This window comes from Alteriqipengyuania flavescens, from assembly GCF_030406725.1.
Lineage (GTDB): Bacteria > Pseudomonadota > Alphaproteobacteria > Sphingomonadales > Sphingomonadaceae > Alteriqipengyuania_B > Alteriqipengyuania_B flavescens.
In genome coordinates, this window is the sequence record NZ_CP129107.1 from 158944 (window position 1) to 174453 (window position 15510).

Here is a 15510-nt window from a genome sequence, read left to right on the forward strand (position 1 = left end):
CCATGGCCGCAGACGGCACCGACAGCACCGATATTCCTTTCGAGCGCATCCCCCATCCCGCGCCCGTACCCGGGGCCACGCGCGACCAGGCACTGGCCGATCCGGGCTTCGGATCGCTGTTTTCGGACCACATGGTGCAGATCGACTGGACCGAGGGGCGCGGCTGGCACAGCCACCGGGTCGGCCCGCGCGAGCCGATCGCCCTCGACCCCGCCACCAGCGTCCTCCACTACGCGCAGGAAATCTTCGAAGGCATGAAGGCTTATCGGCAGGACAATGGCGACATCGCCCTGTTCCGGCCCGAAGCCAACGCCGCGCGCTTCAACAATTCCGGTGCGCGCCTGGCGATGCCGCCCATTCCGGAGGCCGACTTCCTCGCCGCCGTTCGCGAACAGGTGCTGGCCGACCGTGACTGGTTTCCCAGCGTCGAAGGCGGCTCGCTCTATTTGCGTCCCTTCATGTTCGCCTCGGAAGCCTTCCTCGGCGTCCGGCCGGCGAAGGAATACAAGTTCCTCGTCATCGCCAGCCCCGTCGGCGGCTATTTCAAGTCGGGCGCGCCGGCGGTCTCGATCTGGGTGAGCGAGGACTACATCCGCGCCGCCCCGGGTGGTACTGGCGATGCGAAATGCGGCGGCAACTACGCTGCCAGCCTCGTGCCACAAGCCGAAGCGATCGCGAACGGATACGACCAGGTCGTCTTCCTGGACGCGGTGGAGCGCAAGTGGGTCGAGGAACTGGGCGGCATGAACCTGTTCTTCGTGTTCGACGACGGGCGTATCCTGACCCCGCCGCTAACCGGCACGATCCTGCCCGGCATCACGCGCGACAGCCTCATCACCCTCGCCCGCGAGGAAGGGCTGGACGTGGTCGAGGAACGCTACAGCCTGGAGCAGTGGCGCGAAGACGCGCAGAGCGGCAAGCTGCTGGAAACGATGGCTTGCGGCACCGCGGCGGTCGTCACCCCGGTCGGCAAGGTCGGCGGGCGCGATGGCGAATTCATCATTGGCGGCGGGAGAGCCGGGCAGATGGCCGCCAGGCTGCGGGAGAAGCTGGTCGGCATCCAGCGCGGTACGATCGAGGATCGCCACGGCTGGGTGACCAGGATCGGCTAGGCCGGATCAGTGAACGGAGGGTTCCGCAGGGCGTGATTTCAGCACCACTCGTGCCCCGCTCTCCCCGATCTCGATTTCGTGTTCGGCGCCAGCTTGCATCGCGAAGGCGGTGAAGAGATTGCTACCAAGGCCGCTTTTTTCGGTTGAGGCTTTCGCCGCGTTGCCCGCCCCGTCGTCGAGGATTTCCAAGGTCCAGCCATCGTCGTCGGCCTGCTGGAAGCGCAATTTGACGGAGCCCGCGCGGCCATCGGCGAAGGCGTATTTGCCGCAATTCGCGAGGGCCTCGTTGGTGAAGAGGCCGATGGCGACCGCTTTTTCGCGCGGCAGGACCATGCGCGCAATGTCGGTGTCGATCCGCACATTCTCATGGAGGCTGGCCTTGGCTACGCGCGTCGTCAGGCGGGAAAGGTATTCCACCATATCGATGTCGCTGTCGTCGTCAGGGTCCAGCGTGAGGTTGGAATAGGCATCCTTGAAAGTGTGGATGCGGTTGATGGCAAGGTCGAGCGCCTCTTCGATACCCGGCGTGGTATCCTGCCGCTTCTGGATGGCGAGCAAGCTGGCAACGAGGGCGAAATTGTTCTTCGTCCGGTGCTCCAGATCCGCCATCAGCAGCTTGCGACGCGCGATTTCCAGCTCGGCGCGATCGGCGTTGTTGCGCACCGCCCGCCTGAAAGCTTCGGCAAAAATGATCAGGATGGAGCTGGCCGCGAAATTGATCGCGACACGGGCCGAGTCGGTCGCCACGACGAAAGTGAAGCTGGAAGTCGCTTCCAGCACGAAATACCACGCCCATCCGAACGAGACGAGAAGCGCGACCAGCCCGCCACGCCAATGCCCGAACAGCGTGGCAATCAGGACGGTAGGATAGACCAGCGCGAAGGGACCGGCCGCCGGCGCGATGAAATCGACCAGCGTGCGCAAGCCGATCATCGCAAGGGCACAAGTCAACCCGAATACCAGCTGCGCAGCGATCTTCGAGCGCGGCCGGCGAAAGGTCTTTGCAACGTCGAAATGCGCCAGGCGATGCATGGAATGGCTCCATGCCGCGTCCATGCCCGTGGCAGGCCGTGATCCGCGACGAGGCTCGTCTAGCACAGGTTCGCAAAAACCTCGCATGAATAGCGCGGGGCGCGAATTTCAGGCCGCGGCGAAGATTTCCATAGCGTCGGGCTCGCCTTCCAGGAATTCGAGCAATCCGCGCTCCCATTCGTTGAGGTGCGGCTGGGCGCGCGGCAGGCGCAGCGTCTTGCGCCATTCCTCCTGCCGCCCGATCAGCTCGATGACGGCGGGGTGGACATAGCTTTTGCGGGTGACCGCCGGCGTATTGCCCAGATGCTCCGCAACCTGTTCCAGTACCGCCTTGATCGTCAGCTTCCCGGTCGCTTCTCCCAGCAGGCGGAAAGCCATGACGCTGGCGTGCCAGGTGCGGAAATTCTTGGCGCTGAACGGCCCGCCCATGTTGGTGCGCAGGTACTCGTTCACGTGGCCGGAATTGACGTCCTGCGGCTGGCCGTCATCGCCCACCCAGGCGAACAGTTCCTGCTCGTTCAAATCCTGCATCAGGCGCACCACCCGCGCGAGCGAGGCATCGGACAGCTTGATGTCGCGTTCCTTCCCGCCCTTGCCGATGAAGCGCAGGCGCAGCGTCTTTCCGGTGACCTGCGCGTGGCGCTGCTGCAGCGTGGTGGCGCCGTAGCTCTTGTTCGCCTTGGCATATTGCGTGTTGCCGACGCGGATCGCGCCAAGGTCCAGCAGCTTTACCAGCGCCGCCACCGCGCGGTCCCGCGTCAGCTTGGGCTTGCGCATGTCGCTGATCACCTTTTCGCGCAAACCCGGCAGCGCCTTGCCGAATTCGATGCAGCGGTCGAACTTCTCGCTTTCCCGCCAGGCGCGGAATTCGGGGTGGTAGCGATACTGCTTGCGCCCGCGCGCATCGTGCCCGGTGGCCTGGATGTGGCCGTTGCAGTCGATGCAGAACCACGCGCGCTGGTAGGCCGGCGGCAGGGCGATCGCGTTGAGGCGTTTCTTTTCCGCCCTGTCTTTGATCAGCGAACCGTCCGGCATGTAATAGGCCCAGCCCTTCCCCGCGCCCTTGCGGGTGATCCCGGGCTGGGAATCGTCGACATAGACAATCTGTGGCGGGGCGGAGGCCATGGTGGGCAAGGAAACGTTTCCGCTGCGAAACGGGTTCCTTATGGAATCGATGCAGGTCGTCGCCAACTGACCCCGTGTAGCATTGCAACAGGAACCGAACATGGCCGATCCCACCTACACCCCGCCCAAGGTCTGGACCCACGATGCCGAAAACGGCGGGAAGTTCGCCAATATCAATCGGCCCACGGCCGGCGCGCGGGAGGACAAGGCGCTCCCCGAAGGCGACCATCCCTTCCAGCTTTATTCGCTCGCAACGCCGAACGGGGTGAAAGCCTCGATCATGCTGGAAGAGCTGCTGGAAGCCGGCCACGAAGCGGAGTACGACGCCTATACGATCAACATCGGCGACGGGGACCAGTTCACCAGCGGCTTCGTGGGCGTGAACCCCAATTCGAAAATCCCCGCCCTGCTCGACAAGTCGGGCGCAGAGCCTGTGCGCGTTTTCGAAAGCGGCGCGATCCTGCTGCACCTTGCCGAGAAATTCGGGGCCCTCCTGCCGACCGGCAATACGCGGGCGGAAGTGCTCAGCTGGCTGTTCTGGCAAGTCGGCAGCGCGCCGTTCATGGGCGGCGGTTTCGGACATTTCTACGCCTACGCGCCGGAGAAATACGAATACCCGATCAACCGCTACGCGATGGAAACGAAGCGTCAGTTCGATGTGGTGGACCAGCGGCTGGCGGACAATCGCTATCTCGGCGGCGAGGACTATTCCGTTGCCGACATTGCGACCTTCCCGTGGCTCGCGCCCTTCGTCGAAGGCAATATCTACAACGACGCGAACACGTTCCTGTCGATCCACGAATACGAGAACGTCGTCCGCTGGGTTTCAGATATCGGCGCGCGTCCGGCCGTGCAGCGGGGCCGCATCGTGACGAAGGTCTGGGGCGACGAGGACACAAGGCTGGCCGAGCGCCACTCCGCTGCCGATTTCGAGGGCAAGCGGCTGGAGCCGAGCAAGCCCGCCTAGGTCAAAGCTTCCGCCAGCCGGTCCATGAACCGCGCCCCGGCCTCCAGCTGCGATAGCGCGATCCATTCGTCCGGCTGGTGCGCCTGCTCAATGGAGCCTGGCCCGCAAATCACCGTAGGGAAGCCGGCCTGCTGGAATTGCCCGCCTTCCGCCGCGTAGGACACCTGCAGCGGCGGCGCGTTCTCGCCCGTCAGCGCGCGGACAAAAGCGACCGCATCGTCGCTGCCTTCCGGCGTCATGGCGCAGGTGCCGGAGCGGCGCTCCAACCGCACGCCGGTGCCCGGGAAGCGCGCCTTCATCTGCGCGTCCATGCCCTCGCACGTCCGGCGAAACGGGGCGAGGATGGCGGCGGCATCCTCGTTCGGCGGGCAGCGCAGGTCGAAGACGAAGCGCGCATGGCCGGCTAGGATGTTGGCGGCCGTCCCGCCTTCCATCTCGCCGATGGTCAGCGTCGCCTGCGGCGGATCGAAGCCATTGCCCGCATCGGCGCGCCGCTCCAGTTCCTCCGCCAGATCCGCCAGCTGCGCCATGAGCCTGACCGCCACCATGTTGGCCGATAGCCCCTGGTCCACCAGCGAGCTATGCGCCTCGTGGCCGCGCACCGTGACTTCATGGACAGCGATGCCCTTGTGTCCCGTCACCACGCGCATCAGGCTGGGCTCGCCCACAATGGCGCAGCGCGGCGCAGGGATCGTCTTCGCCATACGCGCGATCATCGCCGGCGCGCCCGCGCAGCCGACCTCCTCGTCATAACTGATCGCAAGATGCACCGGCCGCGAGGCGGATACGAATTTCGGCACCCACGCCAGCGCCAGCGCGATGAACGCTTTCATGTCGCTCGTCCCGCGCCCGTAAAGCCTGCCGTCTGCCTCGCGCACGACCCACGGGTCGCTCGTCCAGTCCTGCCCCGCCACCGGGACCACGTCGCTATGGCCCGAAAGGATGACGCCGCCTTCCACCGCAGGCCCGCAGGTCGCGAACAGGTTGGCCTTCAAGCCGCTGTCGTCCGGCATCCGTACCGAAGCGACGCCATGATCGGCCAGGTACGCCTCGACCCACTCGATCAGCGCCAGGTTGCTCCGGTGGGAGGTGGTGTCGAAGGCGACCAGCGTTTCGAGGATGCGTCGGGAGGCAAGTAGGTCGGTCATGCCGCCAGCCTAGCCCGCGAAATGGACCATGGCATCCACAAACATCGGGCCTTCACATCACCGGCAGGGGCGCTATAGGGGCGCTCGCCTGCTGGGGTGTAGCCAAGTGGTAAGGCAGCGGTTTTTGGTATCGCCATTCGCAGGTTCGATCCCTGCCACCCCAGCCAGGCCCTGAACCGACGGTTCCGACGATCTTCCTGACATGTCGATTACGCAAAGGCGGCGGTTGCGGCGCGACTCGTGATGTGGCTACGGCTTTGCGGCACTGTTTCAGGAGAGCCGCGTCGCCATGTCCCAGGATCGTAAAGTCGCCCTCATCACCGGTGTCACCGGGCAGGACGGCGCCTATCTGTCGCGGCTCTTGCTGGAGAAAGGCTACGAGGTGCACGGCATCAAGCGCCGGTCCAGCAGCTTCAACACCGACCGGATCGAAGGCATCTACCAGGATCCGCATGAGGACAACCGCCGCTTCCACCTGCATTACGGCGACCTCACCGACGCGACGAATTTGATCCGGATCGTGCAGGAAACCAGGCCGCACGAAATCTATAACCTCGCCGCGCAGAGCCACGTGGCAGTCAGCTTCGAAACGCCGGAATACACAGCCAATGCGGATGCCATCGGCACGCTGCGCTTGCTGGAGGCGATCCGGATTCTCGGCCTGGAGAAGCACAGCCGTTTCTACCAGGCGTCCACCAGCGAGCTTTACGGCCTGGTGCAGGAAGTGCCGCAGCGCGAGACCACGCCCTTCTACCCGCGTAGCCCCTATGGCGCGGCGAAGCTCTATGCCTACTGGATCACGGTCAATTACCGCGAAGCCTATGGCATGCACGCCTCCAACGGCATCCTGTTCAACCACGAAAGCCCCTATCGCGGGGAAACCTTCGTCACCCGCAAGATCACCCGCGGCGCCGCAGCGATCAGCCTCGGCCGGCAGGAGCGGCTGTATCTCGGCAACCTCGACGCCAAGCGCGACTGGGGCCACGCCAAGGAATATGTCCGCGGCATGTGGATGATGATGCAGCAGGACGAGCCCGACGATTTCGTCCTCGCCACAGGCACCACCACCAGCGTGCGCGATTTCGTGAGCTGGGCTTTCGAGGATGCGGGCTTGCCGCTGGAGTTTCGCGGCGAAGGGGTGGACGAGAAAGGCTATTGCCGGACCACCGGCAAAGTGCTGGTCGAAGTCGATCCGCGCTATTTCCGCCCGACCGAGGTGGAACTGCTCCTGGGCGATCCCAGCAAGGCGCACCAGAAGCTGGGCTGGCGCCACGAAACCGACGTGCGCGAACTTGCCCGGGAAATGCTGCAGGCCGACTTGCAGGAAATGCAGTCCGCCACGATCAGCCAGGCCGACTGACGATGACGGACTATCGCGTCCCCCTCGCCTACAACACGCTGGGCGATGCCGAGATGGCCGCCGCGCATGAGGTGCTGGAAAGCGGCCGACTGACACAGGGCGCTAGGGTAGCGCGGTTCGAGCGGGAATTCGCGGACTGGCACGGCGCGAAGCACGCGATCTTCGTCAACTCCGGCTCCTCCGCCAACCTGGTGGGCATAGAGGCGCTGGTGCAACTGTCGCGGCTGCGCCCCGACCTCGTGCCCTCCGGCCGCCCCTGCGCGCCGGGGGACGAGGTCGTGATCCAGGGGCTGAACTGGCCGTCCACGCTCAAGCCGCTGATGAACCTCGGCCTGAAGCCCGTGTTCTGCGACATCGACCCTGCCAGCCTCAACGCCAGCGTCGAAACACTCGCCGCCGCGGTGACGGAGCGGACCCGCATGGTCATCGCCGTGCCGGTGCTCGGCAATCCCACCCACGTGGCCGAGCTTGCCGATTATTGCGCCGCGAACGATCTGCTGTTGTTCGAAGATGCCTGCGAAAGCATGGGGGCGGTGACGACAGGCGGTGCGAGGATCGGCACGCTGGGTTCGGCCAGCGCTTTCAGCTTTTATTTCAGCCACCACCTCACCACCATCGAGGGCGGGATGATCCTGACCGACAGCGACGAGCTGGCGGACATGGCCTATGCCTTGCGCGCCCACGGGTGGAGCCGGAACCTGCAACTGGACGGCTTCCTCGATTTCGACAGCGGGGAGGAAAGCGGCGCGATCGATCCGCGCTTCTGCTTCGTCCTGCCGGGCTACAACGTCCGCTCGACCGACCTCAACGCCGCGCTCGGCAGCGTGCAGCTGACCCGGCTTGCGGACATGGTCGATGCGCGGCGCACGGTCGCGCAGGGGCGTATCGATGCGCTGAATGGCACCGCCGTGCGCGTGCCCGGCGCGAATATAATTGATCGCCATTCGTGGATGACGACGCCGCTGCTGTTCCCCGATCGGGACGCGCGCGACCGCGGGCGGGACGCGCTGGAGGCGGACGGGGTGGAAACGCGCCCGATTATCGTCGGCAATGTGCTGCGCCACCCGCTGGCCCGCATGCTCGGCCTCGCCGACCACCAGCGGCCCCTGCCCGAATGCGACGGCGTATTCAAACGCGGCCTGATGATCGGCCTCAACCCGCAGCCCGATGCAGGCGACGAGGCGTTCCTGCACGAGGCGCTGCGCCGCTCTGCGGGTGCCTGACGCCATGCGCATCGGCCTGACCGGGGCGAGCGGCACGCTCGGCCGCCGCATCCACGCCGAGCTTGAAGCGCGCGGGCACCAGGTCGACGCCTTCGCCGGCGACGTGACGGACAGCGTCGCCGCGACCGCATGGGCAAGCGGGCAGGAAACAGTGATCCATTCCGCCGCGATGGTGCCGGTGGGCGACGTGGTCGCCGACACGGCGCGCGCCATCGCCGTGAATGTCGGCGGCAGCGTCACGATCGCGCGCGCAGTCGCCAAGGCGGGCGCGCGGATGGTGCAGATATCCACCTCGCACGTCTATCGCCCGTCGGACGAGGCGCTGGCCGAGGATACGAGTCGCGCCCCCGCCTCCGACTACGGCCTGACCAAGCTCCATGCCGAACATTGGGTAAAGCGCATCCTGCCCGATGCCGCGATCCTGCGGTTGTTCAGTTTCTTCGATTCGCAGCAGGCGGCAAGCTATGTCGTGCCCGCGCTCGCCGCCCGGATCGAGGCGGCGGAATTCGGGGCGGAGCTCGACCTACACGGCGCGCAGAGCGTGCGCGACATCGCCGACGCCGCATGGCTGGCAGCGCGCGTGGTCGATGCACTGGAGGCGAAGGTTTCGGGGCCGCTGAACATCTGCACCGGCAGCGGGGTGAAGATCGAAACCCTCGCCCGCAAGCTATCCAAGGCCTTCGGGCGCAGCGACATCAAGTTCGTACCCGTCGAAGGCGAGGCGAACACGCTGGTCGGCGATACCGCGCGCTACGAAGGCGAAGTCGGCACGGTGGCCGACTTCGATCTCGATGCCGCGCTGACACGTTTCATGGCGGAGCGGGGATCGGCATGAAGACCACCTTCCTCATCCCCACGCTCAACCGCAACGGGCTGGTCCAGCGGGCGGTTCGCAGCTGCCTCGTCGCGCTCGACCATGCGCGGGCCGACGGCGAAGTCATTGTGCTCGACAGCGAGAGCGACGACGGATCGTGGGAAGGTCTGCAACAGGAATTCGGCGAGGAACCACGCGTCGTGCTGCGCCAGAACAGGCGCGGTCTCGGCCCGACGAAAAGCTGGCTCGATTGTGCCGAGGGGCTGACCGGCGACGCAGTCACCTTCGTCTGGTCGGACGATTACATCGCGCCCGATTTCCTGCCCCAGCTTTTGCCACCGCTTGAGCGAGGCGCACCCGTTGCCATCGGCCATGGCGCGGTCCGTCCTGCGGAAAGCGAAGAGCCTTTCGAGCCTGACGGGCGCGTGAGTACCATGCCCGCTCGCCAAATCGCGGCGCACTATTGTACGAAATCGCAGCCGGACGGCATACACCTGCCGGTCAGTCCTACCGCCGCCCTGTTCCGCCGCGACGCATTCGATGCATGGTTCGCCGAGGTGGAAGCCATCTCGACGGCGGATTCTTTGAGGGCACACTTCATGTGGCGCCGCGCCATCGGGCCGGACCTGCTGCTGTTTCTGATTGCGCTTGGTCGGTCGCCTTCCGTGCAAGTGCCGTTCGTGCACCAGCCGGTCGCACAATTTTCCGCACACAACGACTCGATTACGGTATCGACGTCCAGCTGGCACCTGACGATGGGGTATTGGCTTGCCCGGTCTGCTTTCCTGCGCAAGGCAGACCGGCTGGACACGCTTGGCGAGCCGGGAAAAACGCTGGGACATGCGATCCTGCAAGGGGACTGGCTGGCAATAAGGGCCGAAGCTCCGGTCGGCGATTTGCGAACGAAGGCAGCTGTCCGCGCTGCCATTTCGGCGGAGAACGCGGCCTTGCGGAAAATGGCGAAAGGGCGCGGCGGCGCCCTCGCTGTCGCGTCCGGCATGGCTCAAGGCTCCATCTCGCGCTTGCGAGGCAAGCTGTGAAAAATCACTCGCTCGCTTTTTGCATTCTCGCGCACGATGATCCGGCCATGCTACGCCGTCTCGTCGCGGCGCTGTGCCCGCATTCGGTACTGATCCACTGGGACAAGCGCGCTCCCGCTCTACCGCCGGAGACGCTGTCCGATCTGGACCATGCAACGGTGCTTGCAAAGCGGACGGACATCCATTGGGCGGGGTTCGGTATGGTCGAAGCCACTGCGGCGCTGCTGGAGGAGATGCAAAATCAGGGCTTGGCGGACCATACCATTCTGCTGTCGGGTCACTGCTACCCGGCGCGACCTCTCGGCGAACTTGCCGACTACCTTTCCTGCCACCGCGGGAAGGATGTGATTCAGTCATACCCTGTCCATCCGGGCTCCGCGCTTTGGAACCTGATCGGCCGCAAATGGCGCATGGAACCCTATTTGTCCGACACCTTGCGAAGGTTTGCGCCGATCGGCGCAATCGCGGAATTTGTCCGGAAAGTTCGCAACCGCATCGCACGGATTGTCGGCCGCGAGATCGCCAAGGAACTGGACGGCGCAGCTGTCCATCATGGCGCGTCATGGTGGGCGCTCTCGCCGGCATCGGTCGAAACGGTTTTGCAGAGATTTCGGGCCGAACCGCAGTGGCGTTCAGCGTTTCGAAGCTGTTTTGCAAGTGATGAGCTGACCTTTCATTCGATCCTCGCCAACAGCGACAGGGCGGAAAAACGAATTGGGCCGAGCGAGGACAAGGGAGGCAGATCGATTTACGACGCCCCGCTGCACCATGTTGCCACCGAACCAGGACGATGGCTGACGGATAGCGTGGAAACCCGGCAAGCGATCCGGGCGAGCCGCAAGTTCTTCGTTCGCAAGATACGGTCGTCGGACAGCGGTCTGCTCGACTGGCTCGACAGACGCAGGCTCGCAGCATGAACCGCCCGACTTTCGATTTCTCCGGCAAGCGGGTTTATGTCGCGGGCCATGGCGGGATGGTCGGCAGCGCCATCGTTCGCCGCCTTGCTCGGGAGGATTGCGAAATCCTGACCGCCGATCGCGGCGTCGACTTGCGGGACCAGCAGGCGGTGAATGCCTGGTTCGCGCAAGCCCGTCCCGATGCCGTGTTCATGGCCGCGGCGCGGGTGGGCGGCATCGCCGCCAACGATGCCTACCCGGCGCAATTCCTCTACGACAACCTGATGATCGAGGCCAATGTGGTGGAGGCCGCCCGCCAAGTCGACACCGCCAAGCTGCTGATGCTGGGCTCCAGCTGCATCTACCCGCGCGAAGCCGACCAGCCCATCGCCGAGGACGCGCTGCTGACCGGCCCGCTGGAGGCGACCAACCAGTGGTATGCCATCGCGAAGATCGCGGGGATCCGCTTGTGCCAGGCCTATCGCATCGAGCATGGCTGCGACTTCATCAGCGCAATGCCGACCAATCTATTCGGTCCCGGCGACAATTTCGACCTCGACACCAGCCACGTCCTGCCCGCCCTGATACGAAAGGCGCACGAGGCGAAAGTCGCAGGAGACGAGGAAATGCTGGTTTGGGGAAGCGGCAAGCCGCGCCGCGAATTCCTGCATGTCGACGACCTTGCGGATGCATGTGTTTTCCTGATGCGCGAATATTCCGGAGCGCAGCACGTCAATGTCGGCTCGGGCCAAGAGCTTTCGATAACCGAGCTAGCGCGGCTGGTTGCGGACATCGTCGGGTTCGAAGGCAAATTGGCCTTCGACAGCACCCGGCACGACGGGACACCGCGCAAACTGCTCGACAGTTCCCGCCTGAATGCGATGGGCTGGCGGCCGGCGATCACTCTGGAAGACGGGATTGCGGCAACCTACCGACATTTCCTCAAAGACGGCGGGCGCCGGGTGATGCTGCGTGGCTGAGCCCTCCCTCCTGGTGCTTGGCCTGAATTATTCCCCGGAACCCATCGGCATCGGCCCGTACACCACCGATCTGGCGGAAGGCTTTGCGCAGCGAGGGTGGAAAGTGCGCGTCGTCGCTGGCGAACCCTATTACCCGGCATGGTCTCGCTTCGAAGAGGCGCCGCGCGGCTGGTCGACCCGGCGGGAAAACGGTGTCGATGTCCATCGCTGCCCGCATTACGTGCCCCCACGACCCACCGGGCCGCGACGTATTCTTCACCACGCCAGCTTCGCGCTATCCGCCCTGTTTCCCGCTCTGATGCGCAGCGAGAAACGAACCGACGTGGTGATGGTCGTCGCGCCATCCCTGCTCAGCGTTCCGGTCGGCTGGCTTGTCGCAAAACGACGCGGGGCCTTGCTGTGGCTTCACATCCAGGATTTCGAAGTCGATGCCGCACAAGCGACTGGATTGATCGGATCGCGCGCCGGGCGCGTGGCGGCGGCGATCGAACGGCGGCTGTTCAAGAGCGCGGACATCATCAGTTCGATCGGGCCGGCGATGTGCCGCCGCCTGTTCGCAAAAGGCATCGCGTCGGACCGCGTTTTCGAATTGCGCAACTGGGCCAACCACGAAGGGAGCCGCACGGATCGCGATTACCGGAAGGAATGGAACCTGGGCGAGCGGCGCGTGCTGCTGTATTCCGGGAATATCGCCAACAAACAGGGGCTGGATACCGTAATAGAAACAGCGCGCCGCATGTCGGTGCGCGAAGATGCCATTTTCCTGATTTGCGGCGAGGGGCCCGAGCGCGAGCGCCTGGAAGACCTTGCAGCGGCTCTCGACAACGTCCGCTTCGAGGATCTGCAACCCGCGAAGGATGTGCCAGCGCTTTTGCGACTGGCAGATATCCATCTGCTGCCGCAGCGCGCAGAAGCCGCCGATCTGGTACTACCCTCGAAGCTGACCAACATGCTCGCGTCCGGCCGGCCCGTCGTCACGACGGCGGCGCCGGATACCGGCCTCGCCGCTGAGATCGCCGGATGCGGCATCGCCGTGCCGCCGGAAGATCCGAAAAGCCTTGCGGAGGCGCTTTCGGCACTGCTCGACGATCCAGCTCGACGGCAATCCTTGGGCGAGAACGCCGCCAGGCGCGCGGCCGATCGCTGGTCTCGCGAAGCGATCCTGAATGGAGCGGACCGGGAAATCCGCCAACGGACAGGCCGATGATCAGGCGTTTCGCCACACGGCTCGGCGGCGCCGGACTGGGTGCAAATCTGGGGGCCAACGGTTTTAGCCAGGCGATCAACGTGCTCGCCCAGCTTGTCATGGTTCCGCTTCTCGCTACGCATTGGGGGCTGGAAACCTACGGTATCTGGCTCGTACTTTTTACCATCCCCTATTGGCTCGGTGTTGGAGATTTCGGCCTGCTCGGAGCGGGCGCGAACGACATGACTGCGGCGGTCGCGCAAGGACGGCAGGCAGACGCTGCCCGTACCTTCCGCGCCCTGGGCGCGATGCTGGCGATCATCGCCCCGGTGATCCTACTTGCCGCCCTGTTCCTGGCATCCGGACCGCTGGCTTCCTGGACCGAGCGTGCTGCAGACGCATCCGGAGACGCAGCATTCCTGACCGTCATGCTGATGGTGGCATATGGTCTTGCCGGCCAGCAGATGGCCCTGGCGCAAGGTGGTATGCGCGCAAGCGGCGCCTATGCAAAAAGCGTATACTGGATAACGGCCGTTACAGTACTCGAAGTCACCGCCCTGTCGGTCGCCGTCATACTCGGCGGATCTATCCTGCATGCGGCGGCAGTCTATTGCATCGGGCATATTGCCGGCGCCTTGGGTCTGCGGATCCTGCTTTCGAGGCAGGCTCCGTTCCTTCGAGCATCCGGCCGCGTCGGTATCGGCGCCGAACTCCGGCGGCTGCTGCGCCCGGCGCTGGCGATGGCCATCGTCCCGCTGTGTTTTGCGCTGGCCCTGCATGGGCCTCTGGTAGTCCTGGGAGCATTCGCCGGAGCTGCGGCAGCGCCCGCCTTCAGCGCGGTCCGGACGCTTAGCCGTGCAGCCGTACAGATGACTGCGCTCGTCTCGACCAGCGCAGCCCCGCTCTTTACCGTCGCCGATGCGCAAGGAAGCCGCGCGGCGCGCAGCCGCCTTGCAATGCTTTCAGTCGCAACTGCCATTGCCGTACTGGTGCCTGCCACTCTGGCGCTTTCGATATTCGGCCCCTGGTTTGTTGCGCTGTGGACCGACGGGGCGATCACGCCCGACCGCCAGCTTGCGGTGCTGCTGGCGATAGCGATGCTCCTGCATGGACTCTGGCTACCCTTGGGAAATCTGATCATGGCGATAAATCGTCACGAGCTTTTCACGTGGACCTTCCTGGTCCTGGCACTTGCCGCGCTGGCATTGGTTGCGCTGCTGGCTCCGACAATGGGGGCGAACGGTGCAGCCTGGGCTGCGCTGCTCCTCGATCTTGCCATGCTCGGCTGGATTTCGCTGCAAACGCGCCGCCTGGGACTGCTCGAAGGTCCGCTTATGCAAAACTTCCGTCAGATATTCTCGGGACGCGCGCGTTGAAAGCCGGAGTGGCCAAAAGGACTGATCAGAGCGTTTTCAGTATCTTGGCTACGCCACTTGCGTAGGATTCGAAGTTGAATCGCCGCGCGCGTTCGGGAGCAGCCGCGCGCCAGCGTTCGAGCCGCTCCCGGTCCATGATGCAGGTGCGCATGGCCTCTGCCAGCGTGTCGACATCCAGATTGTCGAGCAGGATGCCGGTGTCGGCATCGACCGCATGGCTCGCCCGCGGCGTCTGCACCAGCGCCAGTCCGCTTGCGAGCGCTTCGTACAGGACGATGCCGCCGCCTTCGTAGAAGCTCGGGAACAGCAGGACGTGATGGTCCGCCATCGCCATCGGTACCTGGCTGCGCGGCAAATGGCGCACGTGCCTGACGCGGCGTTCGTGCTGCCCCCATTTCTGCGGCGGCAGGGCGAGGCTGCCGACGAAGGTCAGCGTTGCTTCCGACGGCGAGAATTGCTCGATCGCCTGGAGCGCAAGATGCGCCCCCTTCTGCGCCGAGATCGAGCCGACCATCAGGAACCGGACCGGTCCGCTCGTCGCCTCCGGCGCCCTTTGCCCGGTGAACTGCGCCGCATCGTAGCAATAGGGAAGGAGCCGGGTCCGCGCGGCCACGCCCGCACCGGCATGTTCGCGCAAGGTTGCGGCGGTATATTCGCTGCCCACGAGGATGCGATCGGCGAGCGCGAATTCCCCCGCCTGCCGGTCAATGGCCGCCTGCGAATGGCGAAAGCCGGGATTGACCAGCCAGTCTGCGTGGCCGCTTTCCAGTTCACCCAGCACAGCGTTGATCGCCCGCAAATCGGGTGTGGTCTGGTCGAGGATGCGCGCCGTACCCGCAGCCGCGCCGAACGCTTCGAGCGAGCTGGAATTGAAGCCCCACAACGCATCGAGCCGGTCCTTGCGCGCCATCCGCGCGACCCAGCGCCCGAATTCGACATTGCCGCCCGCGTTAAGCCGTGCGGCAAGACGGCCGAGGCCGGCGCGCCGCGCCGCACGTTCCGCCCATTCGTGCAGGCCATGAGTGCGCACTTTTGCCGGATCGAGTGCATCGAAGCGGAAGCGGCCGAACTCGCGGCGGACAGCCCGTCCCGCAGGCCCGGGCAGCCGTTCCAGCAAATCGAAGGGAAAGCGCCCTTCGCGACGGAATATCGACGTCGCATACCAGGCGAGCCGTTGCTGCTGCTGCAGCGCGAGAGCGGTCTGCCAGCTGTGCTGCGTACCCGGATGGAAGAGGCCCACTCTCATGCAGG

At 65.0% G+C, this 15510-nt stretch carries 14 protein-coding genes and 1 tRNA gene; 11 read left to right on the top strand and 4 right to left on the bottom strand.

What is annotated here, in order from left to right; genetic code table 11:
- The first annotated feature begins 2 nt into the window (after nucleotides 1-2).
- The gene (locus QQW98_RS00920) at nucleotides 3-1112 is read left to right on the top strand and encodes a branched-chain amino acid aminotransferase (protein WP_290135685.1); all 1110 of its coding nucleotides are present in this window, start codon (nucleotides 3-5) and stop codon (nucleotides 1110-1112) included.
- A gap of 6 nt (nucleotides 1113-1118) precedes the next feature.
- Here QQW98_RS00920 and QQW98_RS00925 read toward each other — a convergent pair whose 3' ends face one another.
- On the bottom strand, nucleotides 1119-2144 hold the full coding sequence (locus QQW98_RS00925) for a sensor histidine kinase (protein ID WP_290135686.1): 1026 nt from the start codon (nucleotides 2142-2144) through the stop codon (nucleotides 1119-1121).
- Between the two features lie 108 nt (nucleotides 2145-2252).
- Complete coding sequence (locus QQW98_RS00930; RefSeq protein WP_290136813.1) at nucleotides 2253-3269, bottom strand: DNA topoisomerase IB; 1017 nt, start codon at nucleotides 3267-3269, stop codon at nucleotides 2253-2255.
- 100 nt (nucleotides 3270-3369) lie between these two features.
- Here QQW98_RS00930 and yghU point away from each other — a divergent pair, with 100 nt between their 5' ends.
- Nucleotides 3370-4236 carry a glutathione-dependent disulfide-bond oxidoreductase gene (yghU, locus tag QQW98_RS00935; protein ID WP_290135687.1) on the top strand — a complete coding sequence of 289 codons (867 nt, stop codon included), beginning with the start codon at nucleotides 3370-3372 and terminating at the stop codon, nucleotides 4234-4236.
- Here the strand turns inward: yghU and argE are convergent.
- Nucleotides 4233-5384, bottom strand: a complete 1152-nt coding sequence (gene argE, locus QQW98_RS00940) for an acetylornithine deacetylase (protein ID WP_290135688.1) — start codon at nucleotides 5382-5384, stop codon at nucleotides 4233-4235. The genes yghU and argE overlap by 4 nt on opposite strands.
- Before the next feature lie 92 nt (nucleotides 5385-5476).
- On the opposite strand from argE, the gene QQW98_RS00945 reads away from it, so the two are divergent.
- The 9 genes from QQW98_RS00945 (at nucleotide 5477) to QQW98_RS00985 (ending at nucleotide 14259) form a co-directional block, all read left to right on the top strand.
- A tRNA-Gln gene (locus tag QQW98_RS00945) sits at nucleotides 5477-5551 on the top strand.
- 122 nt (nucleotides 5552-5673) lie between these two features.
- On the top strand, nucleotides 5674-6744 hold the full coding sequence (gene gmd, locus QQW98_RS00950) for a GDP-mannose 4,6-dehydratase (protein WP_290135689.1): 1071 nt from the start codon (nucleotides 5674-5676) through the stop codon (nucleotides 6742-6744).
- A 2-nt stretch (nucleotides 6745-6746) separates the two neighbouring features.
- Nucleotides 6747-7967 (top strand): DegT/DnrJ/EryC1/StrS family aminotransferase, encoded by a 1221-nt coding sequence (locus tag QQW98_RS00955; RefSeq protein ID WP_290135690.1) that lies wholly within the window; start codon nucleotides 6747-6749, stop codon nucleotides 7965-7967.
- Nucleotides 7960-8802: an NAD-dependent epimerase/dehydratase family protein gene (locus QQW98_RS00960; RefSeq protein ID WP_290135691.1), complete on the top strand. Its 843-nt coding sequence runs from the start codon at nucleotides 7960-7962 to the stop codon at nucleotides 8800-8802. Before QQW98_RS00955 ends, QQW98_RS00960 begins: the two co-directional genes overlap by 8 nt.
- Nucleotides 8799-9821, top strand: coding sequence for a glycosyltransferase family 2 protein (locus QQW98_RS00965; protein ID WP_290135692.1), 1023 nt, complete (start codon nucleotides 8799-8801; stop codon nucleotides 9819-9821). Before QQW98_RS00960 ends, QQW98_RS00965 begins: the two co-directional genes overlap by 4 nt.
- Nucleotides 9818-10738, top strand: coding sequence for a beta-1,6-N-acetylglucosaminyltransferase (locus QQW98_RS00970; protein WP_290135693.1), 921 nt, complete (start codon nucleotides 9818-9820; stop codon nucleotides 10736-10738). The genes QQW98_RS00965 and QQW98_RS00970 overlap by 4 nt, the downstream gene beginning before the upstream one ends.
- Entirely contained in the window at nucleotides 10735-11697 is a 963-nt protein-coding gene (gene fcl, locus QQW98_RS00975) for a GDP-L-fucose synthase (protein ID WP_290135694.1), read from the top strand. Before QQW98_RS00970 ends, fcl begins: the two co-directional genes overlap by 4 nt.
- Nucleotides 11690-12904: a WcaI family glycosyltransferase gene (locus QQW98_RS00980; protein ID WP_290135695.1), complete on the top strand. Its 1215-nt coding sequence runs from the start codon at nucleotides 11690-11692 to the stop codon at nucleotides 12902-12904. Before fcl ends, QQW98_RS00980 begins: the two co-directional genes overlap by 8 nt.
- Nucleotides 12901-14259, top strand: coding sequence for a polysaccharide biosynthesis protein (locus tag QQW98_RS00985; protein ID WP_290135696.1), 1359 nt, complete (start codon nucleotides 12901-12903; stop codon nucleotides 14257-14259). Before QQW98_RS00980 ends, QQW98_RS00985 begins: the two co-directional genes overlap by 4 nt.
- 25 nt (nucleotides 14260-14284) lie before the next feature.
- Here QQW98_RS00985 and QQW98_RS00990 read toward each other — a convergent pair whose 3' ends face one another.
- Nucleotides 14285-15505: a glycosyltransferase family 4 protein gene (locus QQW98_RS00990; RefSeq protein WP_290135697.1), complete on the bottom strand. Its 1221-nt coding sequence runs from the start codon at nucleotides 15503-15505 to the stop codon at nucleotides 14285-14287.
- Between the last annotated feature and the right edge of the window lie 5 nt (nucleotides 15506-15510).